This window comes from Amycolatopsis sp. NPDC043885 (assembly GCF_056435685.1).
In genome coordinates this window covers 117,971-141,743 of the sequence record NZ_JBWKEA010000002.1, presented here as the reverse complement: position 1 = coordinate 141,743, position 23,773 = coordinate 117,971, and the positions used below count along the sequence as shown (strand labels likewise).

The following is a 23,773-nucleotide window of genomic DNA, read 5'->3' as shown; positions in this document are numbered from 1 at the left end:
GGTTCCTGCCGCAATGGCCGACCATTCCCACCGCGAGCGACGTCAGATGAACGATCCCGGAGGTGGCGATGAGCACGAACGCGGTGCGCGCGGGACTCGCCGGAGCCGTGGCCCTCGCCCTGTTCTACGCGGTGGTCGTCGGTGTCGCGGGAGGACTTGAGCACCTGGGGCGGCAGGCGGTCGAAGACCGGCCATGGCTGGTGCTGATCCTGGGCGGATTCGGCACCCAGGTCGGGCTCTTCGCCGAACTGCGCCGGCGCAGGCGACTACACGCGGATGTGCGTGCCGCGACCGGTGGCGGCGCGTTCTCGTTCTGGCTGCCGGACGTCCACGCCGGAACCATGACACCGATCGCCGTCGCCTCGCTCGCCACACTCGCCGGGCCGTTCATCGTGCTCGACGCCCGCACCGGCGACCGGCGGCTCACCCTGGCCGGGCTCCGCACCGGCGCCCTGTTGTCGGCGCGTCTCAGCGTGATCGGCTTCACCGTCCTGCTGGTGACCGCGGCGTCCCTCGCCGTCACCGTCACCGTGTTCGATACCGAGCAGTGGATCGTCTACGCGGGCGGCAACCTGTTGCTGGCCGCGATCTACGCCCTCATCGGCGTGTGCATCGGCCCGATCTTCGGCCGCGTGTCCGGTGTGCTCATCGCGTTCCTCGTGCCGTTCCTCGATGTCGGAATCGCGCAGAGCCCGATGTTGCGCGGCGAACCACCGGACTGGGCCCGGTTCCTGCCCGGCTACGGCGCCGATCGCGTGCTGCTCGACGGCGGACTGACCGCGAGCTTCGACGAGACGGGACCGTTGCTGCTCGGGCTCGGGCTGGCGGCGACCGGGTTGTTCCGAAAGGCGGTCGCATGAGCCCGTTCACCCGCCGCGCCTTTCTCGGCACGACCGCATTGGCCGTGACCGGGCTGACCGCCTGCTCGACGGAGAACCCGCTGATCCTGCCCACCGACCCGCTGGTGGGCCGGACCGAAACGGCGCGCGGCGGCACCGGCCACACCCGATCGGCCACACTCACCGCGACCACAAGCCAGGTCGACCTCGGCGGCCCCGTGGTCGACACGTGGACCTATGACGGCGTCGCGCCCGGCCGCGAAATCCGCGTGACCGCGGGCGACCTGCTCGAGGCGCGGCTGGTCAACCGGCTGCCCGTGGACACCTCGATCCACTGGCACGGCCTGGCGCTGCGCAACGACATGGACGGAGTTCCCGGCCTCACCCAAGCCCAGATCAAGCCGGGAGAGGAGTTCACCTACCGCTTCGCGGTGCCGACGCCGGGCACCTACTGGTTCCATCCGCACACCGGCACACAGCTCGACCGTGGCCTGTACGCGCCGCTGATCGTCGAGGACCCGGGAGAACCCGGCGGCTACGACGCGGAGTGGACGGTCGTGCTCGACGACTGGATCGACGGGACCGGCACCACTCCAGACCAGGTCCTCGCGACTCTTCAGCGGGGCGGCGGTCACTCGATGCACGGCATGGGCGGCCGAACACTGGAGGGAGACGTCACCTACCCGCACTACCTGCTCAACGGCCGCGTCGACGGCGCACCGGCGACGTTCACCGCCAAGCCCGCGCACCGCGTGCGGATCCGGTTCATCAACGCCGGCTCCGACACCGCGTTCCGGGTCGCGCTCGGCGGCCACCGCATGACCGTCACCCACACCGACGGCTTCCCGGTCACACCGGTCGACACCGACGCACTGCTCATCGGCATTGGCGAGCGCTACGACGTGCTGATCACCTTGTCCGACGGCGTGTTCCCGTTGGTGGCACAGGCGGAGGGCAAGGGGGGTGCTGCTTTCGCGCTGGTGCGCACCGGCCGCGGCACCGCTCCCACGCGGTCGATTCGCCCGGACGAGCTGCGCGGGAATCCTGTCGGCTATGCGGAACTGAAGGCCAGTGAACCGTTGCCCGCTCGGCAGCCCGACGTCACGCACCGGCTCGCGCTCACCGGCGGAATGATGAGCTACCAATGGGGAATCAACGGCCGCGCCGGTGACCACACCAACCGATCGCGAGTCCGAAATGGACAACGCGTGCGCGTGGAGTTCGTCAACACCACGATGATGTGGCACCCCATGCACATCCACGGCCACACCTTCCAGCAGGCAGGCGGCCCGCGCAAGGACACCGTGATCGTACCGGCCGGCCAGACCGTCGCCTGCGAGTTCGACGCCGACAATCCCGGCCAGTGGATGATCCACTGCCATAACACCTACCACGCCGAGGCCGGGATGACGACCGTCCTCGGCTACGAGTCTTCGTCATGACGGCAGCGCTTAGCCGGGCACGCCCGTCACGCATGCTGGTCGTCGTCGTGGCCTGGGCCTCGTGCTACGTGCTGATCAGGTGGGGCATGCGCGACGCCCCGGTGCTGTGGTTCGCCGCGCTGCGCGCTCTGTTGGCCGGGCTGTTCCTCCTCGGCGCATGCCTGCTGTACCGGCGCCCGGCTCTGCCACCAGGCGGGAGGCCCTTGGCACTGATCGGCGTGATGGCGCTCATGAATGTCGCGCTCGCGTTCGGGGCCATGTTCGCCGGCGCCCTCGGACTGGCGACCGGGGCAGCCGCGGTGCTGAGCAACTCCACTCCGTTGCTGGTCGCGCTGCCCGCCTGGTGGCTGTATGCCGAACAGCCGCGGGCCCTCGAGGTCACAGGGACTGCTCTCGGGTTCGGTGGGCTGCTACTGGTCGCCGCGCCGACCGGACTCGGTGAGGGAGCAGGCCTGGCGTTACAGTCGCCGTCGGGATCACTGCGGGGGCGTTGCCGGCACGCCGCCTCACCGAAGTCGTTCTGTCCGGCGTCGCCGCGGCAGTCGACGGACCACCTTCAGCCATCACCTGGAACGCGCGGTTCATCGCCGCGATGGTGATCCTGGCCCTCGGTGCGACAGCGATTCCGTACGTGCTGTGGTTCGGCGAGCTGCGTCGCGCATCCCTCACCTCGGTCACCGCCTGCACCCTGCTCGTCCCCGTGGTCGGCGTCGTTTTCGGCATCACCGTGCTGGGTGAACGTGTCACCCTGATCGAGAGCCTCGGCGACGCGATCGTCCTCGCGGCGCCGCTGTTGGTAACCCTGTCCGGTCGAACGGGAACGTCCCGGATACTCGCGAAGGACGACTCGCACAACCGACCGGTCACCACCATCGACACCGGCCCAGAAAGGCACGACCATGAGTGACCACACCCGCACTGCCGTGCTCGACGTCAGCGGACTGCACTGGGCGAGTGAGCAGAACGTCGTCAACGCCAAGCTCGGGAGACAGCCCGGCGTGCACCACGTCGAGGTGAACCCGGTCGCGCAGACCGCGACGGTGCGCTTCGATCCCGCCGTGACGTCGGTGGCGGCCCTGCGTCAGTGGGTGGTCGACTGCGGCTACCACTGCGCTGGCCAGTCGGTGCCGCGCCACCTCTGCGACCCCACGACGGAGCCGGAGCACGCCGGCCACGAGCACCACGCCGAGGCAGCGACTCCGCGATCCCCGCATGAGGCGATGGGCCACGGCGGGCACGCCGGGATGTCGATGGCCGCGATGGTCGCCGACATGCGCAATCGATTCCTGATCGCACTGCTGTTCTCCATCCCGATCGTGTTGTGGTCGCCGATCGGCACCGAGGTCTTCGGACTCCACCTCCCGACGCCATTCGGCGTCCGCCAAGACCTGTGGGCGTTGCTCCTGAGCCTTCCGGTGATCTTCTACTCCTGCTGGATCTTCTTCGACGGCGCGGTGCGCGCGTTGCGGCACCGCACCCTCGACATGATGGTGCTCGTCGCGGTGGCCGTCGGCGCGGGCTGGCTGTACTCCCTGGTCATCACACTGACCGGCGGAGGAGAGGTCTTCTACGAAGCCGCGACCGTGCTCGCCGCGTTCGTCCTCTTGGGACACTGGTTCGAGATGCGCGCCCGCGGTGGGGCGAACGACACGATTCGCACCCTGCTCGACCTCGCCCCGCCCAAGGCGGTCGTGCTCCGTGACGGCGAGGCCGTCGAAGTACCCACCGCCGAGGTGGAGGCCGGAGACCTGCTGTTGGCGCGGCCAGGCGCGAAGATCGCGGTGGACGGCGTAGTGGAGGACGGCGAGTCCGAAGTGGACGAGTCGATGGTCACAGGCGAAAGCCTGCCCGTGCACAAGGCGCCCGGCTCCACGGTCATCGGTGCCACCATCAACGCCAACGGCACCCTGCGCGTCCGCGCCACCAAGGTCGGCTCGGACACCGCACTCGCGCAGATCGTCAAGCTCGTGCAGGAGGCGCAGAACTCCAAGGCGCCGGGCCAGCGACTGGCCGACCGGGCTGCGTTCTGGCTGGTGTTCGTGGCACTGATCGGTGGTGGCGCCACTCTCGCGGTCTGGTTGCTGGCGGGCAGCGCGTTCGCCACGGCCATTCTGTTCGCCATCACCGTCGTCGTGATCACCTGCCCGGACGCACTCGGTCTCGCCACTCCGACCGCGATCATGGTCGGAACCGGCCTCGGCGCGAAACGCGGTGTGCTGTTCAAGAACGCCATGGCACTGGAGACCTCCGCGCGCATCGAGGTCGTCGTGATGGACAAGACCGGCACGCTCACCAAGGGCGAGCCCGAGGTGACCGACGTGCTCGTGGACGGTCTGGGCGAGGCGGAACTGCTCCGGCTGGTCGCCGCGGTGGAACGCGAGTCCGAGCACCCGCTCGCCGAGGCGATCGTCCGCCACGCGGGCGAACTGGACGGGCTACGCGCGGATCGGTTCGAAAACGTGCCCGGCCACGGTGCGATCGCCCAGGTCGGCGGGCACCGCGTGGTGGTCGGCAACCGGCGGCTGCTGGAACGGGAGAACATCGACCTCGCGGCACTCGGCCCGCGCCGGGACGAACTGGCCTCGACCGGACGCACCGCGGTCCTGGCCGCGGTGGACGGCGTCGCGGCCGGGGTGATCGGCATCGCGGACGCACCGAGGGAAACCTCCGTGACCGCCATCCGGGCGCTGCACGACCTCGGCGTCGAAGTGGTCATGCTGACGGGCGACAATCAGGCGACGGCAGAGCGCATCGCCGCCCGGCTCGGTATCGACACTGTGATCGCCGAGGTGCTGCCTGGCGACAAGGCCGCGAAGGTCGCCGGGTTGCAGCGCAGCGGACGCAAGGTCGCGATGGTCGGCGACGGCGTCAACGACGCCCCCGCGCTGGCACAGGCAGACCTCGGCATCGCCATCGGCGCGGGCACCGACGTCGCGATCGAGACCGCCGATGTCGTCCTCATGCGGTCCGACCCGCTCGACGTTCCGATCGCCTTGCGCATCGGCCGCGGAACCTTGCGCAAAATGCGCCAGAACCTCGGCTGGGCCATCGGCTACAACACCATCGCGCTACCGATCGCCGCCGGTGTTTTCGAACCGGCCTTCGGGCTCATGCTCCGCCCGGAGATCGCCGCACTGTCGATGTCCGGATCCAGCCTGATCGTCGCGGTGAACGCACTCGCCCTCAAGCGACTGCGCCTACCCGTCACGACAGTGGAGAACACCTGTTCCTCTGCGCCGCGGCAGGTATCGACGCGGTAGCGTCGGGTAACCCCGCACGAGACCGCACCTCCGCCGACAAGGTCAACTAGGACCGATAGTAGCTGGGTCGCGTGCCGGACGAGGGTTCCGTCAGGGGAAACGCCGGTGAAACCAGCACTCGGCTCGAGGTCGAGCCCCCAGCGGGTACCGACCGAAATGTGCGCCCATGGTGGCGGCACACCGCCACGATCATCGCGGCCAGTGTCCTCGGCGGGACGGCCGCGCTGTATCAGTAACGTCCGAGCGCTCTCATAGCGTTCCGCACTGCCCGCGTCACCCCCCTTGGCGACGTGTGTCGGCGGGTGCGGGGTCCCGCATGACTCCGCATCCGCTTTTCCTATCGCCGACGCGATATGCTCAATCCGATTAATCGCCATTCCCGCATCCCGGGACACAGCTAATTACTCGATCACACTGCGCTCAAAGGGAGCTCACCTTCAACTACCAAGGGTAGTAGTCGGACGCGAAATCGAGTGAATTCCTCGCTACTAGTAGAACTAGTACGATTGAAGGTGGCAGACGTAAGTTCTTTGCTGATACGGTCCGATAACTGTGAGGGGCTATCCGACTACGCCGCGTCGCAGAGTGAAGCCGATGCTGTGGCTCGTCACTCTGCTCTTCTGGCTTCTTTCGCTGCAGCTGGGCCAATGTTTCCCGCAAGCGCACGCCCACGCGGCCGAGCATGTCGCCACCAGCGCAGCGACGCATGCCCCACTGGCCGACGACTGCGAACCCGAGCACCACGCACACCGGCAACACACGACCACGGACGCCATTCATCGCGGTACGCGAGGAACGACGGATACGACGTGGTCGGCGATTCCGCTCGAGAATACGTTTACCGGACTATTCCGCTCACCGGTTCATTCCCCTGGTCATGGGAGCCCGGGACGGGATCCGCGCCCAACCGGACGCGCCTTGCTCATCGAGATCTGCGTCACGCGAACGTGATCGGGCTGAACGACCCGGCCGACCCCGTTCCGTTCGACCGTCGCGCCCCGCGACGATTCACTGAAAGAGATCTCGATGAGGACACCCCTGTCCGCCAACGGCTCGACCGTGTCCGGGACCACCCTCCCCGGCCAAAGGACCATCACGCACGGCCGCAATCCGGCCAGTGCGGTCGGCAACACCCCGGTGCTGTGGATCGATGAACCGGGCGCGGCGCCGGGCCGCGGCTTCTGGGCGAAGCTCGAAGGATTCAATCCCGGCGGCATGAAAGACCGCCCGGCCTTGCACATGATCGCCCGCGCACGCGAACGGGGCGACCTGGCTCCGGGCGCGAGGATCGTGGAATCGACCAGCGGCACGCTGGGACTCGGCCTCGCACTCGCCGGAATCGTCTACGGCCACCCGGTCACCGTGGTCACCGATCCTGGCCTCGAACCGATCGTGCACCGGATGCTGGCCGCACACGGCGCCCGTGTCGAGCTCGTCACCGCCCCACATCCGACCGGCGGCTGGCAACAGGCCCGACGGGACCGCGTACGGCAGCTCCTGGCCGAAGAACCCGACGCCTACTGCCCCGACCAGTACAACAACCCGGACAACGTGGACGCCTACGAGCCGCTCGCCCTGGAACTGGTGGACCAGCTCGACCGCGTCGACGTCCTGGTGTGCTCGGTGGGCACCGGAGGCCATTCGGCGGGCGTCTCGCGTGTCCTGCGCGAGCACTACCCGCAGATGAAAGTCGTCGGCGTCGACACCATCGGTTCCACGATCTTCGGGCAACCGGCGCGCCCCCGGTTGATGCGCGGACTCGGTTCGAGTATCTACCCGTCCAATGTGGACTACTGCGGTTTCGACGAAGTCCATTGGGTGGCGCCGGCCGAAGCGGTGTGGACCTGCCGTCGGCTCGCCGCGTCCCACCACGCGACAGGCGGGTGGAGCGTCGGAGCGGTCGCACTCGTCGCTGGTTGGCTCGCAAGGACCGAAGCTGCCGGCACACGGATCGTCACGATCTTCCCCGACGGCCCCCACCGCTACTTCGACACCGTCTACAACGACGACTACTGCGCGGCGAACGGCTTGCTCGGACAGACCCCCGCGGACGAGCCCGACGTCGTCGTCAATCCCGTCGACCAGGTCGTCGAGCGGTGGACGCGCTGCGCACACGTCATCGACCCGTCCGAGGTGCGGGCGTGAAGGATCTGGTCGTCAAGTTCAGGTCGTTCGACCGGCCTTCCCAGCTGTTGATGCTGAACCAGTTCACCATCAACCTGGGCTTCTACATGCTGATGCCCTACCTCGCGGGGCACCTGTCGGCGGATCTGGCGCTGGCGGGCTGGGCCGTAGGGCTCATTCTGGGCGTGCGGAACTTCTCCCAGCAGGGCATGTTCCTGATCGGTGGCACGCTGGCCGACAGGCTCGGCTACAAGCCGCTGATCGTGGCGGGATGCGCGCTGCGGACGGGCGGGTTCGCCCTGCTCGGCCTGGTCGATTCGGTTCCGGCGCTGATCGTCGCCTCGGCGGCCACCGGGTTCGCAGGTGCGTTGTTCAATCCCGCGGTGCGGGCCTACCTCGCCGAAGACGCCGGTGAGGAGCGGCGCGTCGAGGTGTTCGCGTTGTTCAATGTGTTCTATCAGGCGGGCATCCTGCTGGGCCCGGTCGTCGGGCTGGTCCTGACGAGTTTCGCCTTCCCAGTGACCTGCCTCGTCGCGGCCGCGGTGTTCGCGGTCCTGACCGTGCTGCAGATTCGGTCCCTGCCGCCTCGTTCGCGTGCCAAGGGTGACCCGGCCGCGCGGACTTCGATCCGGCAGGACTGGGCGACCGCGTTCGGTAACCGGTCGTTCGTGCTGTTCTCGCTCGCGATGATCGGCTCGTACGTCCTGTCGTTCCAGGTCTATCTCGCACTCCCGCTCGAAGCTCGTCAGGTCGGCGGCCCCGGAGTGGCGGGGACCACATTGGTGGCGCTGCTGTTCGCGGTGTCAGGAGGTTTGGCGATCGCCGGACAGCTGCGGATCACCGCGTGGTGCAGGCGGCGGTGGGGATCCGGCAAGTGTCTCGCCGTCGGTCTCCTGCTCATGGGAGCGGCGTTTCTCCCGCCCATGCTCACCGCGGGCGCGACGGCCGGTCCGGCGGCGTTGAGCTGGGCATCGCTGATTCTCTCCGCCGCCCTGCTGGCACTCGGGACCATCGTGGTCTTCCCGTTCGAAATGGACACGATCGTCGCCCTCTCCGGCGGCAAGCTGGTCGCGACGCACTATGGGCTGTACAACACCGTGGTCGGCGTGGGCATCCTCCTCGGCAACCTGCTCACCGGCACCGCGTTGGACATCGCGAGAGATGCCGGTGTACCAGCGGCACCATGGGCTGTCCTCGCCGTGATCGGAGCCGGTTGCGCCTGGTGCCTGCGCGCACTCGACAAGGCCGAACGCCTCACCCCGGTGGCGGTGTGAAAGCCGTGACCCCGCCGCATCCGCCGAAGCGGATAGGTGACCTTGGGTCATGACGGCGAGCGCGCTCAGGAGAACCCAGCGGGTCTTCCTGCTGGGCGTGCTCGCCTTTTGCCTCGTGGCGATGCACCACCTCACGACGTCGACAATGGGTTCCAACCCCGACGCCAAGGCTCTCGCCCAGAAGATCATCGACGCCCAAGAGGCCGAGATCCGCGAGATGCAGGGGCCGCTCCCGCAGGGCTGATTCATCGCCGCCGGGTCTCGACGGGATCCCTCGCCAGTAGATACTATTACGTCTAGTACTACTTGCCGTAGATCTCTTCCGACTCGGACGACAGGTGATCGATGTCGCGTCATGCGCTCCGGATCGTCACACCGACCCGAAGCCACCTCGTGCAACTCCTGCACTCATGGACACAGGAGCCTCGCGTCCTGCACATCGGCGTGGCAGACGAGGATATGAAGGCAGCTCTCGCGGATGTGGGATTTCCGCTGACCGTCACGGCCACTGTGGACGATCTCGACATCACCTTGCCCGCCGGAACCTACTTCGACTCGATCCTGCTGAGCTCGGAAGCCTTGACCGGCCGGGAAAGCCTGCGCTCTCAGATTCGCTTGCCGCGCAAGGCCGCCGAACACGTCACGCCGGACGGCGTCGTTCTCGTGGAAGTGCGCCCAGCGACGCCACCAGCGCGAATCGAGCCACGACACGGCGCGCACATCCACATCGCCGATGAGCTCGACCTGATCGCCGAGATGGCCGGACTGCGTCGCGTGCACCATTCTCAGCTCGTCGAAGACTCCCATGAAGAGACCCTGGTGAGCCTGTACCGACGTAAGCCGTAGTGGCCATCACATTCTGACTTCTCGATACCCTATGCCACCCGCCTAGTACTAAGTGAAATAGTGGACAAGGGTGGCTCGTTACCTTACGGTGACCCGCGGGCCTTCGGGGCGGTCCGTGACCACGCTCGAAAACACGACAGGAGATCCCGCACCCGTGACACCGCACCGACGCCGGACGGCTTCACTGCGCGTCTTGACTACCGCCGTTGTTCTCCCGCTTGGATTGAGCGTGATCCCCGCGAGTGCGCAGCCGGCGCCGCCACCCGCCGAGGCACAGGATCCGATGTCTCGCTACCAGCGCCTCGGCGCTGACGCCGCTAAGGCCGAAGAGGATTTCTCCGCCGCTCAAGATGACCTGGCCGCACGGAAAGCCACGAGTGCCAGGGCCGACGCCGATCTCGCGGCCGCCAACAAGGAATTGGCGGACGCGGAGGGCTCTATCACGAAGTTCCGGGGCGAGGTCGACAAACTCGTCGCCGCGAATTTCCAGGGAGCGTCTTCGGTCAATCAGCTCGCGGCGTTGCTCGACAGCAACAGCCGGACGGAGTTCCTGCAGAAGTCCGCGGCCATCTCTCTCTTGTCCGGGCAGAAGGCGGACGCGCTCGCCGGGCTGAGGACCGTACTCGATCAGGCTGCCAAAGGTCGAGCACAGGCGGCAGAAGCCCAGAAACGCGCGAGCGAGGCGACAGCGGCCGCGCAGTGGGCGGTGGACCAGGTCACCAACCGGAAGAACGACCTCGACCGGCAGATCAAGCAGGTTCGTCAGGCGCTGGGAGCACTTCCGGCGCAGGACAAGGCCAAACTGGGCAAGGTCCAGGACAGTGGTTCTTATCTGGGTCCGCCCGGAGCGGCGAACGACGCGCTGCAAGCCGCACTGTCCAAAAGGGGCTCGCAATACCAATGGGGTGCCACCGGCCCCGCCGAGTTCGACTGCTCCGGCTTGACTTCCTGGGCCTACCGCCAGGCGGGCGTCTCCATTCCCCGCACCAGCCGTCAGCAGTACACGGCCGGAAAACCGGTCTCGCTCGACCAGTTGCAGCCTGGCGACCTGCTGTTCTATGACGACGGGACCGGCAATCCCGGTGCGATCCACCACGTCGGCATGTTCGTGGGCAGCGGGAAAATGGTCGACGCGCCGACCGAAGGACAGCTTGTCGACGTCCGGTCCATGAAGGGTGACGGGCACCTGATGGGCGCGAGGCGCATAGTCGGTTGACCGCGACAGAAGGGTATCCTCCCTGCCAGGAGGTGTCATGCGTCGGTTGGGCGAGCTCGAAGCCACGGTGATGGATGTGCTGTGGCGCGGTTCCGAACCCATGCTGGTCCGCGAGGTTCTCGTGGAGATCGCCAAGGAGCGCGAACTGGCGTACACCACGGTCATGACCGTGCTGGACAACCTGTACCGCAAGGAATGGGTCGTTCGCGAGATGGAAGGTCGCGCGTACCGCTACCGAGCGATCACTTCTCGTGAGGAAGCCACCGCTCAGGCTCTTCGTGACGTGCTCGACTCGGCGAGCGACCCGGAATCAGTGCTGCTGCATTTCGCACAGTCGGTCTCCGAGGAAGAGTCGGACATCCTGCGCCGCGCCTTACGCCGAAAGCAGCGAAAGCGGTGATCCCCGCCGCCGCGCTTCTCCTCGGCGTCCTGATCGTCGGCTGGTGGTCCCCACCGGTCCTGGCGAGGTTCGGGACGCCGCAGGGCAGCCCGGCGGCGGCGATCACCTGGTGGCTCATGACCGCGATCGGTCTGCTGGCAGGCACGGTCGGCGGTGTGCTCCTTCTCGCTCTGCCCGGTCATGGCCCCGCGGATCAGATCACGCGCTTGATCGACGTCTGTCTGTCCACGATCAGTCACGACGGGATACCGTCCCTCGACCTGGTGGTCGGCGGTACGGCCGGAGTCCTGCTGACGTTCGCGCTCTTCCAGCTGCTCTTGTCCTCGATCAGGCGTCGACGGCGCCGCAACCAGCTGCATGAGCGCCATCTCGACGCATTGCGGCTGTCCGGATCCCGGTCATCGGATCGCGTCCGGACCTTGTGGCTACCTCACGAGCATCCGATCGCCTACAGCCTGGGCGGACGCCGGGCCATGATCGTCGCGAGCGACGGATTGCGAACCCGGCTCACCCCCGCCGAGCTGCGAGCGGTGCTCGCCCACGAGAACGCTCACGTCCGTGGCCGTCACCACCTGCTCACCGGCTGCGCCGACGTGCTGGGCAGGACGCTGCGCTTCGTCCCGCTCATGCGCGAACTGCCGAAAGCGATCAGCCTGTTCGTCGAATTGGCCGCCGACCGGACGGCGGCCGCGGAATGTGGAGCCGGGCCAGTGCGGTCGGCGTTGCTCACCATCGGGGCCACTGGCGGGCCGAGGAAAGCGCTCGCGATGTCGGGCGGTGACACCTCGATCCGGCTCAGCCGGCTCGAGGACCGTCAACGGCTGCCCTTGCGGTCCGGTATGACCAGCGTCATCGGCGGTGTCGCCTGCTTGACCGCCCCCGCAGTCGTCGCCGTCGCCCTCATGGGGGCGTTCAGTCTGGCCCTCTGCTAACAGCGATCGGCAACAGGTCCGATAGCCCGGTCGCAGCAACAATCGGCGGATCGTCGCTGAGGGCAGGAATTGAAGGGCGACGCGGTCGGCGACACAACGATTGTTGAAACCGACCAGGGGTCGACAGGCCGGTGGAATCACAGAAGTCCACCGCGTTCAGATCGACGACCACGCTGCTCGGCACCGGGTCAAGTGCCTGGCCGAGGTCACCGGACACGGTGATGAGCACGTGCCCGGGATCTGAACTGGTGGTCGCCACCGACAGCGGCTCCACCTTCCGCCGCTGTCTCCGTCTGACACCGTCATCCTTCCTTTGACCGCCTTCGAACGTATCGCAAGACGAGGTGAAACGCCGCGTGGAGGGCAGACCTCGAACGGTCTCGCCCTCCACGCGGTGGTACAGCCGGTCATCGCACGACCGCCGGGTCACCTCCGGCGACTTCGCTCGGCGCGCTCCGGGGGAAGCGCAGGGTGGCCATGGCCAGGAAGCCACCGGCGACCGCGATGCCCGCGGCCCCGAGGAACGCCGCCGAGTAGCCGCCGGTCAGCGCGACCGGGTCACCGATCCGTCCCGCGCCGAACGACACGCCGACCGCGGTCATCGCGGCGAGACCGAGCGCCGAGCCGATCTGGTACGAGGTGTTCACGATCCCCGACGCCAGTCCGCCTTCCTCCGGCTTCGCGCTGGAGATCGCGGTGCCCAGCGACGGGATGAACGCCAGCGCCTGACCGAGAGCCGCGACCAGCGAAGCGGGCAGGACATCGACCACGAAATTGCCCGTCGGGCTGACGAACGACAGCCACACCAGCCCCGCGGCGAGCGCCCACAGACCACCGATGATCATCTTCTTCGGCCCGAAGCGGCCGATCAGCTTCGGCGCGACCGCGACCATCAGCACGACGATCAGCACGGTCATCGGCAGCAGCGCGGCACCGCTGGCGAAGGCCCCGTAACCCAGGACCTGCTGCAGGTACAGGTTCAGGAAGTACCACATCGGGATCCACGCCGCGCCGAGCAGGAACTGCGCGAGGTTCGCGCCGCCGAGATTCGGCGTCCGGAAGATCCCCAGCCGCACCAACGGAACCTCCCGCCCGCGCTGGATGAGCACGAACACCGCGAGCAGCGCGACGCCACCCACCAGCGCACCCCACGTGCCCGCCGAGTCCCAGCCCGCCTCCGGCGCCCGGACGACGCCGAACACGGTCAGCCCGAGGCCCGCGGTCGCCGCGATCGCACCGGCGAGGTCGACCGAACCACGCCGTGCGGGCGCGGACGGCATCAGCCTGCCCGTCGCCACGATCGCGACCAGCGAAATCGGGACGTAGAGCCAGAAAATCCACGGCCACGACAGCCACTCGGTGATCACACCGCCGAGGAACACCCCCGCGGTACCACCGGCGGGCGCGGCCGCGCCGTAGAGCGCGAGCGCCTTGGTCAGCTCACGAGGACGCGCGCCGAACAGCATCATCAGGAGCGTCAGCGCGGACGGGGCGATCAACGCCGCACCCGCGCCCTGCAGCACCCTGCCGAGGAGTTCCACCCACGCGGTTCCCGCGACCGCCGCGACCACCGAACCACCGAGGGTGACGACCCAGCCCGCGGTGAACATCTTCCGCGCACCGAACAGGTCCGAGAGACGTCCACCGAGCAGCAGCAACCCGGCGAGCGCGATGACGTAGGCGTTGAACACCCACGACAGGTCCCCCGGCGAGAACCCGAGGTCCTGCTGCATAGCGGGTAGAGCGACGCCGATGATCGAGGTGTCCATGATGACCATGAACTGGGCCAACGCGATGAGTCCCAGCGCCCACCACCGCCGTGGGTCCGGGGATGTCTCCGCCATGACGACCGTCCTTTCGAGATTAATTACCCCTAGGGGGTATTGCGGACATGAACGTAGACCGGTTCATGACGCCGCGCAAGTACCCTTAGGGGGTATTGGTGTCGCAATCGTCACAGATGCTGCCTACATGGCAAAACCCGTTGCGCGACAAAGAGTCGTCGCGTAGAACATCGAAGACTTCACCAGAAGATCGCCAGGGCGAGCCGCACTCTTGGTCAACATCGAACCATCGACACTGGACAGGTACCCCCTACGGGTATAAAGTTCCCGTGGCCGGCCGACAGCATGAGGAGGAGCCGTGCAGCGTCTTCAGTCGCTAGACCCGAGCGACGCGCCAGCCAAGTCCGCCGAGCTGCTCGGCGACATCGTCGAACGGCGTGGCTCGGTAGGTCCGATGGTGTCCGCGATGGCACACTCCCCCGCGCTCCTTCAGGGGTACCTCGACTTCTCGCGGGCCATGAAGCGGGTCAAGCTTCCCCGGGCACTCGGCGAAAAGATCTCGCTCGCCCTGCAGGAGTGGATCGGTTGCGCGCTGTGCTCGCAGGCGCACACACGGGTCGCGCGGGCCGCCGGACTCAGCGACAACGACATCGCACTGGCCCGGCAGGGCACCTCCACTGACCGGCGCGAAGCCGCGCTGATCGCGTATGCCGTGCGGGTCCTCGCCGAACCGTCTTCGTTCGATGATGAAGACATCGCCGAGTTGCGGGAACACGGCTGGAGCGATCGACTCATCGCCGACACGGTGGGACTGGTGTCGCTCAACCTGCTGACCGGTTCGTTCAATCTCGTCGCAGGACTCGAACCCATACCTGCCGAGCAGTCCACAAAGGAGAAACACGACCATGTCGGTTGAGCACGACCACTCACACCACGAACACCAGCACCACGGCGACCACGGGGGCCATGCGGGCAACGGGGGCCACGAACACCACCGACCGGGGAAGGTCTCCTGGGGCATGGCGGCGTCGGCCACCCTGCACTGCCTCACCGGCTGCGCCATCGGTGAGGTGCTCGGCATGGTGATCGGCACCGCGCTGGGCTGGGGCAACGTCGCCACCATCGTGCTCGCCGTCGCACTGGCGTTCGTCTTCGGCTACGCGCTGACCATGCGCGGCGTGCTGCGCGCAGGTGTCGGCTTCAAGCAGGCCCTCAAGGTCGCCCTCGCCGCGGACACCGTCTCGATCCTCGTCATGGAGATCATCGACAACGGGGTGATGCTCGTCGTCCCCGGCGCGATGGAGGCCGGGCTCGCCAGCTGGCTGTTCTGGGGCGCGCTCGCCTTCGCGCTGCTCGTCGCCTTCCTGCTCACGACACCGGTGAACAAGTGGCTCATCGGCCGCGGTTCCGGACACGCGGTGGTGCACGCCTACCACCACTAAGGTGTCCACAATGGAGATCGCGTATCACGGCGGCGACGGCCGGCCGCTCTACGCGGTCTCCCTCGGTTATGGGCCACCCCTCGTGCTTCTGCACGGGGGTGGCCCTGATCATCACAGCCTCATCCCGCTGGCCGAGCGGCTGGCGGACCGGCACACGATCATCCTCCCTGACGTGCGCGGCTACGGCCGATCGGTCTGCACCGACCCGGCCCGGCACACCTGGACCCAGTACTCCGACGATGTCGCCGCGCTACTCGATCACCTCGGTTTCCAGCGCGCCGTCGTCGGTGGAACCGGCCTCGGGGCCACCATCGCCCAGCGCACCTGCCTCGAACATCCCGGCCGCGTCCGCGCCGCCATCCTGATCAGCGTCGAAGACATCGAAGACGACGAAGCGAAGCAAGCCGAGATCGCGTTCATGGACGCCTTCGCCGAACGTGTCCGGACCGACGGCATCGAAGCGGCCTGGGCACCGGTCCTGCCCGAGCTCGCTCCCGTCATCGGCGCGCTCGTACGTGACGCCATCCCGCGCTCCGACCCCGCGAGCATCGCCGCCGCGGCCGCCATCGGCCACGACCGCTCGTTCCGCTCCGTCGACGAACTCGCCGCGATCACGGCACCCACCTTGGTCTTCCCCGGCATGGACGAACGGCATCCGACCGAGCTGGCAGAGAACGCCGCCCGCGTCCTGCCCAACGGCCGTCTCGCGCCCGTTTCCCTGTCCGACACGCTGAGCACCGCCGAAGCCCTCGCCGACGCGTTCGCTCCCACGATTCGCCGTTTCCTTGCCGAGCACCACCTCTACTAGGTGACATAGTGGTTCATCGGTTCATACCCGCCATCTCGGGTACCCGAAGGCTGCTACATGTTTCGCGAGGAAAGGAATCGTCATGACGCAGGCAGCCGAGATGCTCCGCACCTACCCGGCGGATCTGGGCAAGGTGAATCGTGAGGCGCTGACCAGGTGCATAGAAGCGTGCTTCGAGTGCGCCCAAACCTGTACGGCGTGCGCGGACGCATGTCTCAGCGAAAAGAGCGTCGCCGAGTTGGTCAAGTGCGTGCGCACCAATCTCGATTGCGCGGACATCTGCGCGACCACAGGACGGGTCTTGTCCCGGCACACGGGCTACGACGCGAACCTGACACGGGCAATCCTCGAGGGGTGTGCCGCCGCATGCAAGGCGTGCGGTGACGAGTGCCAGGGACACGCGAGCATGCACGAACACTGCCGCGTATGCGCCGAAGCGTGCCGTCGCTGCGAACAGGCCTGCCGTGAACTGATCAGCACCCTGAGCTGATCACGCTCACGGCCGAGGACCGACAGAAAGGCGCTCGCGCGGCACCGGAAGTGCCGCACGAGCGCCCCGTGTCGAACGAGGGTCAGCTCGCCGTGCTGCGGAATCCCTTGAGCCGCAGGCTGTTCGTGACCACGAAGACCGAGCTGAACGCCATCGCGGCGCCGGCGATCATCGGGTTGAGCAGGCCCGCCGCGGCCAGTGGCAGCGCCGCGACGTTGTAGGCGAAGGCCCAGAACAGGTTTCCCTTGATGGTGCGCAGCGTCCGCCGGGAAAGCCGGATCGCGTCCACCGCCGCCCGCAGGTCACCACGGACGAGGGTGAGATCCGACGCCTCGATCGCGACATCCGTACCGGTGCCCATGGCCAGCCCGAGGTCGGCCTGCGCCAGCGCGGCCGCGTCGTTGACGCCGTCACCCGCCATCGCGACCACCTTGCCCTCGGCCTGGAGCCGCTTGACCACGTCGACCTTGTCCTTGGGCAAGACCTCCGCGATCACCTCGGTGATCCCCACCTCCGCCGCCACCGCGCGGGCCACAGCCTCGTTGTCCCCGGTCAGCAGGACCGGGGTCAGCCCGAGCGCCCGCAGCTGCGTGATCGCCTCGGCCGAGGTCGGCTTCACGGTGTCCGCCACCACCAGGACCGCGCGGGCCGCGCCGTCCCAGCCGACGACGATCGCGGTCTTGCCCGCCTTCTCTTCGGTGGCCTTCGCCTCGGCGAGACCCTCCGGCAGGTGATGCGCCCAGTCCTCCAGCAGCGAGCTGCGTCCGGCCAGCACCGCCTTGCCGTCGACGATCCCTTGCACACCAAGGCCTTCGACGTTCGTGAAGTCCTCGACGGCCGGGAGCTCGCCGACCCGGTCCCGCGCACCGGCCACGATGGCCTGCGCGATCGGGTGTTCGGAAGCGTTCTCCAGCGCACCCGCGAGCCTCAACGCCTCGTCGGCGTCGACGCCGTCTGCGACGTGGACCTCGACGAGCGCCATCCGTCCGGTGGTGACCGTGCCGGTCTTGTCCAGCACGACCGTGTCGACCGCGCGGGTGGACTCCAGCACTTCCGGACCCTTGATCAGGATCCCGAGCTGCGCGCCGCGGCCGGTGCCGACCAGCAACGCGGTCGGGGTGGCCAGGCCCAGCGCGCACGGGCAGGCGATGATCAGCACGGCGACCGCGGCGGTGAACGCGGCCGACGCCGTGCCACCCGCCCCGAGCCAGAAGGCCAGGGTGCCGACGGCGAGCGCGATCACGATCGGCACGAAGACCGCCGACACGCGATCCGCCAGCCGCTGGACCTGTGCCTTTCCGGTCTGCGCGTCCTCCACCAGTTTGGCCATCTGTGCCAGCTGCGTGTCGGCGCCGACCCGCGTCGCACGGACGACGAGCCGCCCGCCCGCGTTGACCGTCGCGCCGACCACCGCGTCACCCGGCGCGACTTCCACTGGCACGCTTTCCCCGGTCAGCATGCTCGCGTCCACCGCGGAACCACCCTCGGTGATCACGCCGTCGGTGGCGATCTTCTCCCCCGGCCGCACGACGAACAGATCTCCGACAGCCAACTGATCGACCGGGATTCGCTCTTCCTTGCCGTTCCGGAGAACGGCGACATCCTTCGCCCCGAGCTCCAGCAGGGCTCGCAGTGCCGCTCCGGCCCGTCGCTTGGACCGCGCCTCGAAGTACCGTCCGGCGAGGATGAACGTCGTCACCCCGGCGGCGACCTCGAGATAGATGTTGCCGTCCCCGGCCATCCGCTCCACGGTCAGCTCGAAAGCGTGCGTCATCCCCGGCGTTCCCGCGCTGCCGAACAGCAGCGCGTACAACGACCACAGGAACGCCGCCAGCGTGCCCATCGAGATCAGCGTGTCCATGGTCGCCGCACCGTGGCGCAGGTTCGCCCACGCCGCCTTGTGGAACGGCCACGCCGCCCACACCAGCACCGGTGCGGCGAGCGTCAGCGAAATCCACTGCCAGTAGGTGAACTGGAACGCCGGCACCATCGCCAGCAGGATCACTGGCACCGACAGCACCGCAGAACCGATCAGCCGCTGCCGCAACGGGGCGATCGGATCGGCTTCCTCACGAGGCTCATCCGAGCCGGTCGTCTTCTCCGGGGCGGGCACGGCGGCCGAGTATCCGGCCGCCTCAACCTGCTCGATCAACTTCTGCGGCTCGACGTCGACCGGGAAGGTGACTTTGGCTTTCTCGGTGGCGTAGTTGACGGTCGCGGTGACGCCGTCGAGCTTGTTCAGCTTTTTCTCGATGCGCATTGCGCAGGACGCGCAGGTCATCCCGGTGATCGCGAGTTCGACTTCGGTTGTCCGCGTCTGGGCCACGTCGGATGTCATCGTGTTCACTCCTTTTCGACGCTCGCGTCAGCCGTGTCCGCCGTGGCCGTCATCGGCCGGGGGTGGGGTCGGGTTCTGGGTTGCCGAGGGAGCCGGGGCCGGGGCGGGTGTGCCCGTGGTGGCGACGGTGAACTCGGCGGTGCGGACCTTGCCCTGGTGCTGGAAGTCGAGGAACAGCCGGTAAGTGCCATTCGACGGGACTTCGGCGAAGAAGGTCACCGTGGGACCGGGCTTCGTTCGGCCGTCACCGGGTTCGCCGTCCGGGTGGACGTGCAGGTAGGCCAGGTCGCCGCCGCGCAGCGCCACCAGGTGCCCGTAAGCGCCCAGGTACGGCTGCAGATCGGTCACCTCGCGGCCGTCCTTGGTCACCGTCAAGGTCACCTTCGACGACTTGCCCGGCGCCAGCTCGCCGTCCAGACGGACCTGGTAACCGTCGACGTCCGCGACGCGCGACGGCTGATACTCAGCGGGTTTGAAATCTCCCGCCACGGCGACGTCCACACCCAGTGTCGAGGCCGAGCCGCCCGTCGGCTTGAAATCCGCGAAGACGCGGTAGCTGCCCGCCTGGGGCAAGGCCAGCGGGACACTCCACACGCCGTCGGGCGCGAGTTCGGGATGCACGTGCTGGAAACCGGCCGTGTCGCGGCGGACCACGATGAGGTGCATCCGCTTTTCGTGCTCGACGCCGTAAGCGGTGACCGGTTTGCCGTCCGGGCCGAGAATCTTGAAGGAGAAGGGCTGGGTCGTGCCCGCGGTGAGCGTCGTGGTGGTGGGCGTGAGGGTGTAGCCGCCCCTGGACGACGCGAGCCCGCCGGGCTCGTCGGTCGGCGCCGCCTCCGCGACGGTGCCGCTGTGAGCGTCCCCATGCCCGGCGTCCTCGCCGCCGGGAAGGCCGGCAGCGCCGGCGAAAGGACCGACAGCGGTGCCTGCGGCCCAGGCGCCACCGGCGACCAGGGCAAGCGCCACACCGTAGGCGGAGAGCTTCGCAACTGTGTTCATCTCGAATCCCTTGTGCGGGCCGTGCCCGCGATCGGGAGCGAACCGCGAATCAGGCGGTCAGCTCGTATCCGGCTTCTTCGACGGCCGCACGCACATCCGCGACCTCGGGTTCCTGGGAGCTGGTCACGGTCACCGCGCCGGTGGGCAGATCCACCCGGACGCCGGTGACGCCGTCGATCTTGCCGATCTCTTCGGTGACGGAACGGACACAGTGGTCGCAGGTCATGCCGGTGACGGTGTAGATGCTTGTGGTTTCACTCATCGTGGTTCTCCTCCGATTCGGTGCGCGGTCTCAGGAACGGACCAGGCGGGCGATCACGTCGCTCGCTTCCTTGATCTTTTCGTCGGCCTCGTCGCCGCCCTTGGCGATGGCGTCGGACACGCAGTGCCTGAGGTGTTCGTCCATCAACCCCAGCGACACCGACTGCAACGCCTTCGTGGCCGCCGACACCTGCGTCAGGATGTCGATGCAGTACTTGTCCTCCTCGACCATCCGTTGCAGGCCCCGGATCTGACCCTCGATCCGCCGCAACCGGGTCACGTATTCGTCTTTGCCTTGCGTGTATCCGTGCATCTCTCGTCCTCCTGGCCGCAACATTACATACCCTAGGGGGGTAGGGCAACCGGCATACCCCCGTGACGTATGCCACCCCCGTTTTTGACCACAACCACTCCACGAAGCCTCGAAACCCGCCTGCGCGTGCGACCCTCGACCGGGCATGATTGAGACGTACGCGGAATCCCGACTCGAGGAGTGAGCGTGGTCGATCACGGCGCCGACAAGGAGAGGCAGCTCAAACGCCTACGACGCGTTGAGGGGCAGATCCGGGGCCTGCAGAAGATGGTCGAAGAGGACAAGTACTGCATCGACGTCCTGACCCAGGTCTCCGCGGCGACCCGCGCCTTACAGTCGTTCTCCCTCGAACTCCTCGAGCGACACATGGCAGGCTGCGTCGTCGAAGCCGCCGCGAAAGGCGGCCCCGAGGCGGACAGGAAGATCCGGGAAGCCTCCGAAGCGATAGCACGCCTCGTGCGCTCCTGACGTCTGCATCACGAAAAGCGGGCGGGTGACTCTCACGTCACCCGCCCGCTTCTATTCCACCTCAACGACTGCCCCGGTCGCGGTGAACCCGGTCCGGACATGGGCGCCGTCGCAGAACGGCTTTTTCGCCGAATGCCCGCACCTGCACAGCAATTGGGTGCGGCCGGTCAGTTCGTATTCCTCGCCGTCGTGGTCGACGAGCCGGACGGGCCCTTTCACCTGATACGGCCCGTTGTTCACGACCTTGATGACGACAGCCGGCCCAGCTCCGTCCTCCTCGGCCATCACCTTCAGCCGACCACCTCGTAGCCGGCCTCTTTGACCGCGGATCGCACCAACTGCGCGTCGACCGGCCCCTCGCTCACGACGGTCACTTCGCCGGTCGCGATATCCGCGTCCACCTCGCTGACCCCGGCGACGCCGTTCACCGCGGTCGTCACCTTGTTCATGCAGCCCGAGCAGGTCATGCCCTTGACCGTGTACACGGTGGTGTCCATCAGCTCTCACCCTTCGGTTCGACAACTCGTTTCGCGGCGATCCCTTCGCCGCCACGCCGCCACACTAACATTACCCCCGTAGGGTATGTAAAGAAGCTGTTGCCCTTGTCCCACAACAAGGATCGGCCTCGCGAGCTGCGCGGCGGCGACGAGCAACGTCTCGACCCCACAGGTTCTCCGGTCATTTCCCACGAACAGGGACGCATGCCGGACCGTGTCCGACGAAGAAATCTGCTGCGCACGGCGGAACCACGACCTCGGCCACTGAACTTCCCTCGGCGGTGCATGCCGCCCGTGGTGTCGCACTGGCCGTCGCAGCCGCAACCCTGGGCATGGCGGCTCAGGTTCTCGGCGATGACACGGTCCCGAATGCCGGGATAGCCTTACTCATCGGCGGCTTGACAGGTTCGGCCGGTCTCGCCGTGGCCGATCGCTGCCGAGGCGTCGTCGCGGCGGGCGGCGCGCCGACGGCGGCGCAGCTCATCCTGCACGCCGTTCTGCTGGCGCCCTCACGTATGGCCGGTGACGCGAAACACAACAGCTCGTCTGATACCTGTGCCGGCCGGGCAAGAACAACCGCGGCGACAGAGGCCGTTTCGGCTTTCTACGCCGACCTCCTCTTCAGCCTCGCTCGGCGAAGCATCATCGAAGCCGACCTGGCCACAGTGGACGACAGCGCCGCCGAAGAGCGTCAAGCCGAGCGGGAACGCCTCCAACGCCAACCGACAGAGGTAGCCCGGTGGCAGGACTCTGTTCTGCGGCAAGCCCAAGACGACCCCTTCACCTAGGCACTTCGCCAGAACTACAACAAGCTGGAGGAAGACAAGACCACCGCGCTGGCGGCGATCGCCCAACTCGACGCGGAAGACAGGAAGCAAACCGGCGAAGGCTACGTCGTCAGACCTGACCTTCCTCGAAGCGCTTCCGCATCTCCGGCTCAACTTGGCCAAGGCACCTCAGGCGCTGCTCCGCAGCCTCTTCGAGATCACCCAGCTGACCGTCAAGGTGCGTGGCGTGGGCGACAAGGTGACCATTACCGTCAAACTGCCGGTCGATCAGGTACCGGTAACGGCTGTAGCCGCAGAAAGGATCAGCGACGCGATGACTTCCACCGAAATGCAAGAAGTCCCGACCAGTTCGGTCGAGACTTCTTGGGTGGAAGCTGTACGTACCCCCGACGAGGTACGGACAGCAACCACGCGTCCTCGCAGCCCTCTGAGCTGCGGCTTTCCGCCACACTGAGGATTAACCGACTCCGGCGAGACCGCGGTGGAGCCGCGTCATGACCAGCGTCCGCCGGGACCTCTCCCTCTGGATTCAATGCGGTTGCACCGCCCTGGTCGCCCTCGGCGCGGCCTACGCCTCCTACATCCACGGACGCCAGTTCGCCCTCCGCTTCGGCGCCGACACGATGACCGCCTCGATCTGGCCCCTCATCGTCGACGGCCTCCTCACCACCGCAACCGTCGAACTCTGGAAACCCAGTCACGACGGCTCCAGCCGGTGGCCAGCCTGGTCCGCGTTCATCTTCGGCATCTCGCTATCCCTCTGTGCGAACATCGCCTCGGCTCCAATAATGAGCGCCTTCGGTGTCGCCGTCGCCGCTTGCCCACCGCTTGCCCTGTTGCTGGCCGTTGAGCTCCTCAACCGCGCCCTCAAACGCCACCGCACCGAACCCGCCTATCCGACACCCTCACCCGCCGACCGCCATCACACGCAACCCGGAGCCCTCACCACGCTTCCAATCGTCACCCTGCCAACGAGACCGGCCCCGACGGACGAGGCTTCGAAGCCCACCGCCGAACAACTGATGTGGACCTACTACCAGCACGAACACGCCCAAGGCCGAACGCCCACCGGCGCCGAACTTGATCGCGTCGCCGGAACCCACAACTACGGCCGCCGCATCCTCCGAAAATGGCGCAAAGAAGGCGCACTGAACCGCCCCGGGTTTGATGGAGGCTCCTCGTGTGAGTGAGGATGTGGATCATGACCCAGAGGCCCAGGTATTCCGCTGAGGTGCGGTAACGCGCTGTCGCG

Annotated in this window: 26 protein-coding genes and 1 pseudogene; 20 read left to right on the top strand and 7 right to left on the bottom strand. The window is 67.4% G+C overall.

Annotation, left to right across the window (positions count from 1 at the left end; genetic code table 11):
* The first annotated feature begins 68 nt into the window (after window positions 1-68).
* The 12 genes and pseudogenes from AC069I_RS10355 (at window position 69) to AC069I_RS10300 (ending at window position 12,333) form a co-directional block, all read left to right on the top strand.
* Window positions 69-860 carry a hypothetical protein gene (locus AC069I_RS10355; RefSeq protein WP_478225828.1) on the top strand — a complete coding sequence of 264 codons (792 nt, stop codon included), beginning with the start codon at window positions 69-71 and terminating at the stop codon, window positions 858-860.
* A complete protein-coding gene (locus AC069I_RS10350) occupies window positions 857-2,281 on the top strand; it encodes a multicopper oxidase family protein (protein WP_478225829.1) in 1,425 nt (474 codons plus the stop codon). Before AC069I_RS10355 ends, AC069I_RS10350 begins: the two co-directional genes overlap by 4 nt.
* The gene (locus tag AC069I_RS10345; protein WP_478225830.1) at window positions 2,278-2,880 is read left to right on the top strand and encodes an EamA family transporter; all 603 of its coding nucleotides are present in this window, start codon (window positions 2,278-2,280) and stop codon (window positions 2,878-2,880) included. Before AC069I_RS10350 ends, AC069I_RS10345 begins: the two co-directional genes overlap by 4 nt.
* On the top strand, window positions 2,874-3,188 hold the full coding sequence (locus tag AC069I_RS10340) for an EamA family transporter (protein ID WP_478265253.1): 315 nt from the start codon (window positions 2,874-2,876) through the stop codon (window positions 3,186-3,188). Before AC069I_RS10345 ends, AC069I_RS10340 begins: the two co-directional genes overlap by 7 nt.
* On the top strand, window positions 3,181-5,541 hold the full coding sequence (locus AC069I_RS10335) for a heavy metal translocating P-type ATPase (RefSeq protein ID WP_478265252.1): 2,361 nt from the start codon (window positions 3,181-3,183) through the stop codon (window positions 5,539-5,541). The genes AC069I_RS10340 and AC069I_RS10335 overlap by 8 nt, the downstream gene beginning before the upstream one ends.
* Before the next feature lie 1,026 nt (window positions 5,542-6,567).
* Window positions 6,568-7,686 carry a PLP-dependent cysteine synthase family protein gene (locus AC069I_RS10330; RefSeq protein ID WP_478225833.1) on the top strand — a complete coding sequence of 373 codons (1,119 nt, stop codon included), beginning with the start codon at window positions 6,568-6,570 and terminating at the stop codon, window positions 7,684-7,686.
* Complete coding sequence (locus AC069I_RS10325; protein WP_478225834.1) at window positions 7,683-8,939, top strand: MFS transporter; 1,257 nt, start codon at window positions 7,683-7,685, stop codon at window positions 8,937-8,939. The genes AC069I_RS10330 and AC069I_RS10325 overlap by 4 nt, the downstream gene beginning before the upstream one ends.
* A gap of 148 nt (window positions 8,940-9,087) precedes the next feature.
* Window positions 9,088-9,183, top strand: a pseudogene (locus tag AC069I_RS10320) (DUF305 domain-containing protein); the annotation flags it as partial.
* 266 nt (window positions 9,184-9,449) lie between these two features.
* A complete protein-coding gene (locus AC069I_RS10315; protein WP_478265251.1) occupies window positions 9,450-9,785 on the top strand; it encodes a hypothetical protein in 336 nt (111 codons plus the stop codon).
* 229 nt (window positions 9,786-10,014) lie between these two features.
* Window positions 10,015-11,001 carry a C40 family peptidase gene (locus AC069I_RS10310; protein ID WP_478231645.1) on the top strand — a complete coding sequence of 329 codons (987 nt, stop codon included), beginning with the start codon at window positions 10,015-10,017 and terminating at the stop codon, window positions 10,999-11,001.
* 37 nt (window positions 11,002-11,038) lie between these two features.
* Window positions 11,039-11,401 (top strand): BlaI/MecI/CopY family transcriptional regulator, encoded by a 363-nt coding sequence (locus AC069I_RS10305; protein WP_478225837.1) that lies wholly within the window; start codon window positions 11,039-11,041, stop codon window positions 11,399-11,401.
* Window positions 11,398-12,333 carry a M56 family metallopeptidase gene (locus AC069I_RS10300; RefSeq protein ID WP_478225838.1) on the top strand — a complete coding sequence of 312 codons (936 nt, stop codon included), beginning with the start codon at window positions 11,398-11,400 and terminating at the stop codon, window positions 12,331-12,333. Before AC069I_RS10305 ends, AC069I_RS10300 begins: the two co-directional genes overlap by 4 nt.
* A gap of 407 nt (window positions 12,334-12,740) precedes the next feature.
* On the opposite strand, the gene AC069I_RS10295 is transcribed toward AC069I_RS10300, so the two are convergent.
* The gene (locus AC069I_RS10295; RefSeq protein WP_478231646.1) at window positions 12,741-14,177 is read right to left on the bottom strand and encodes an MFS transporter; all 1,437 of its coding nucleotides are present in this window, start codon (window positions 14,175-14,177) and stop codon (window positions 12,741-12,743) included.
* Window positions 14,178-14,475: 298 nt separating this feature from the next.
* Here AC069I_RS10295 and AC069I_RS10290 point away from each other — a divergent pair, with 298 nt between their 5' ends.
* The 4 genes from AC069I_RS10290 (at window position 14,476) to AC069I_RS10275 (ending at window position 16,857) form a co-directional block, all read left to right on the top strand.
* Window positions 14,476-15,033 carry a carboxymuconolactone decarboxylase family protein gene (locus AC069I_RS10290; RefSeq protein WP_478265250.1) on the top strand — a complete coding sequence of 186 codons (558 nt, stop codon included), beginning with the start codon at window positions 14,476-14,478 and terminating at the stop codon, window positions 15,031-15,033.
* A complete protein-coding gene (locus AC069I_RS10285; RefSeq protein ID WP_478225841.1) occupies window positions 15,023-15,559 on the top strand; it encodes a DUF4396 domain-containing protein in 537 nt (178 codons plus the stop codon). The genes AC069I_RS10290 and AC069I_RS10285 overlap by 11 nt, the downstream gene beginning before the upstream one ends.
* Before the next feature lie 10 nt (window positions 15,560-15,569).
* Window positions 15,570-16,367: an alpha/beta fold hydrolase gene (locus tag AC069I_RS10280; RefSeq protein WP_478265249.1), complete on the top strand. Its 798-nt coding sequence runs from the start codon at window positions 15,570-15,572 to the stop codon at window positions 16,365-16,367.
* Window positions 16,368-16,449: 82 nt separating this feature from the next.
* Window positions 16,450-16,857 carry a four-helix bundle copper-binding protein gene (locus AC069I_RS10275; protein WP_478225843.1) on the top strand — a complete coding sequence of 136 codons (408 nt, stop codon included), beginning with the start codon at window positions 16,450-16,452 and terminating at the stop codon, window positions 16,855-16,857.
* 82 nt (window positions 16,858-16,939) lie between these two features.
* Here the strand turns inward: AC069I_RS10275 and AC069I_RS10270 are convergent, their stop codons facing one another.
* From AC069I_RS10270 to AC069I_RS10255, 4 genes are read right to left on the bottom strand one after another with little or no spacing between them, the layout of a single operon-like run.
* Window positions 16,940-19,195: a heavy metal translocating P-type ATPase gene (locus AC069I_RS10270; RefSeq protein ID WP_478225844.1), complete on the bottom strand. Its 2,256-nt coding sequence runs from the start codon at window positions 19,193-19,195 to the stop codon at window positions 16,940-16,942.
* Window positions 19,196-19,222: 27 nt separating this feature from the next.
* Window positions 19,223-20,194, bottom strand: coding sequence for a hypothetical protein (locus AC069I_RS10265; protein ID WP_478225845.1), 972 nt, complete (start codon window positions 20,192-20,194; stop codon window positions 19,223-19,225).
* A gap of 49 nt (window positions 20,195-20,243) precedes the next feature.
* Window positions 20,244-20,456, bottom strand: a complete 213-nt coding sequence (locus AC069I_RS10260) for a heavy-metal-associated domain-containing protein (RefSeq protein WP_478225846.1) — start codon at window positions 20,454-20,456, stop codon at window positions 20,244-20,246.
* 30 nt (window positions 20,457-20,486) lie between these two features.
* Window positions 20,487-20,768, bottom strand: a complete 282-nt coding sequence (locus AC069I_RS10255) for a metal-sensitive transcriptional regulator (protein ID WP_478225847.1) — start codon at window positions 20,766-20,768, stop codon at window positions 20,487-20,489.
* A 186-nt stretch (window positions 20,769-20,954) separates the two neighbouring features.
* On the opposite strand from AC069I_RS10255, the gene AC069I_RS10250 reads away from it, so the two are divergent.
* Window positions 20,955-21,236, top strand: a complete 282-nt coding sequence (locus AC069I_RS10250) for a metal-sensitive transcriptional regulator (RefSeq protein WP_478225848.1) — start codon at window positions 20,955-20,957, stop codon at window positions 21,234-21,236.
* A 51-nt stretch (window positions 21,237-21,287) separates the two neighbouring features.
* Here the strand turns inward: AC069I_RS10250 and AC069I_RS10245 are convergent, their stop codons facing one another.
* Window positions 21,288-21,521 (bottom strand): CDGSH iron-sulfur domain-containing protein, encoded by a 234-nt coding sequence (locus AC069I_RS10245; RefSeq protein ID WP_478265248.1) that lies wholly within the window; start codon window positions 21,519-21,521, stop codon window positions 21,288-21,290.
* A 5-nt stretch (window positions 21,522-21,526) separates the two neighbouring features.
* Complete coding sequence (locus tag AC069I_RS10240; protein ID WP_125690215.1) at window positions 21,527-21,733, bottom strand: heavy-metal-associated domain-containing protein; 207 nt, start codon at window positions 21,731-21,733, stop codon at window positions 21,527-21,529.
* 332 nt (window positions 21,734-22,065) lie between these two features.
* Between AC069I_RS10240 and AC069I_RS10235 the strand changes: the two genes are divergently transcribed.
* From AC069I_RS10235 to AC069I_RS10225, 3 genes are all read left to right on the top strand, one after another.
* Window positions 22,066-22,521, top strand: a complete 456-nt coding sequence (locus AC069I_RS10235) for a hypothetical protein (RefSeq protein WP_478265247.1) — start codon at window positions 22,066-22,068, stop codon at window positions 22,519-22,521.
* Window positions 22,522-22,675: 154 nt separating this feature from the next.
* Window positions 22,676-22,975 carry a hypothetical protein gene (locus AC069I_RS10230; RefSeq protein WP_478265246.1) on the top strand — a complete coding sequence of 100 codons (300 nt, stop codon included), beginning with the start codon at window positions 22,676-22,678 and terminating at the stop codon, window positions 22,973-22,975.
* Window positions 22,976-23,015: 40 nt separating this feature from the next.
* Entirely contained in the window at window positions 23,016-23,711 is a 696-nt protein-coding gene (locus AC069I_RS10225; protein ID WP_478265245.1) for a DUF2637 domain-containing protein, read from the top strand.
* Window positions 23,712-23,773: the final 62 nt, after the last annotated feature.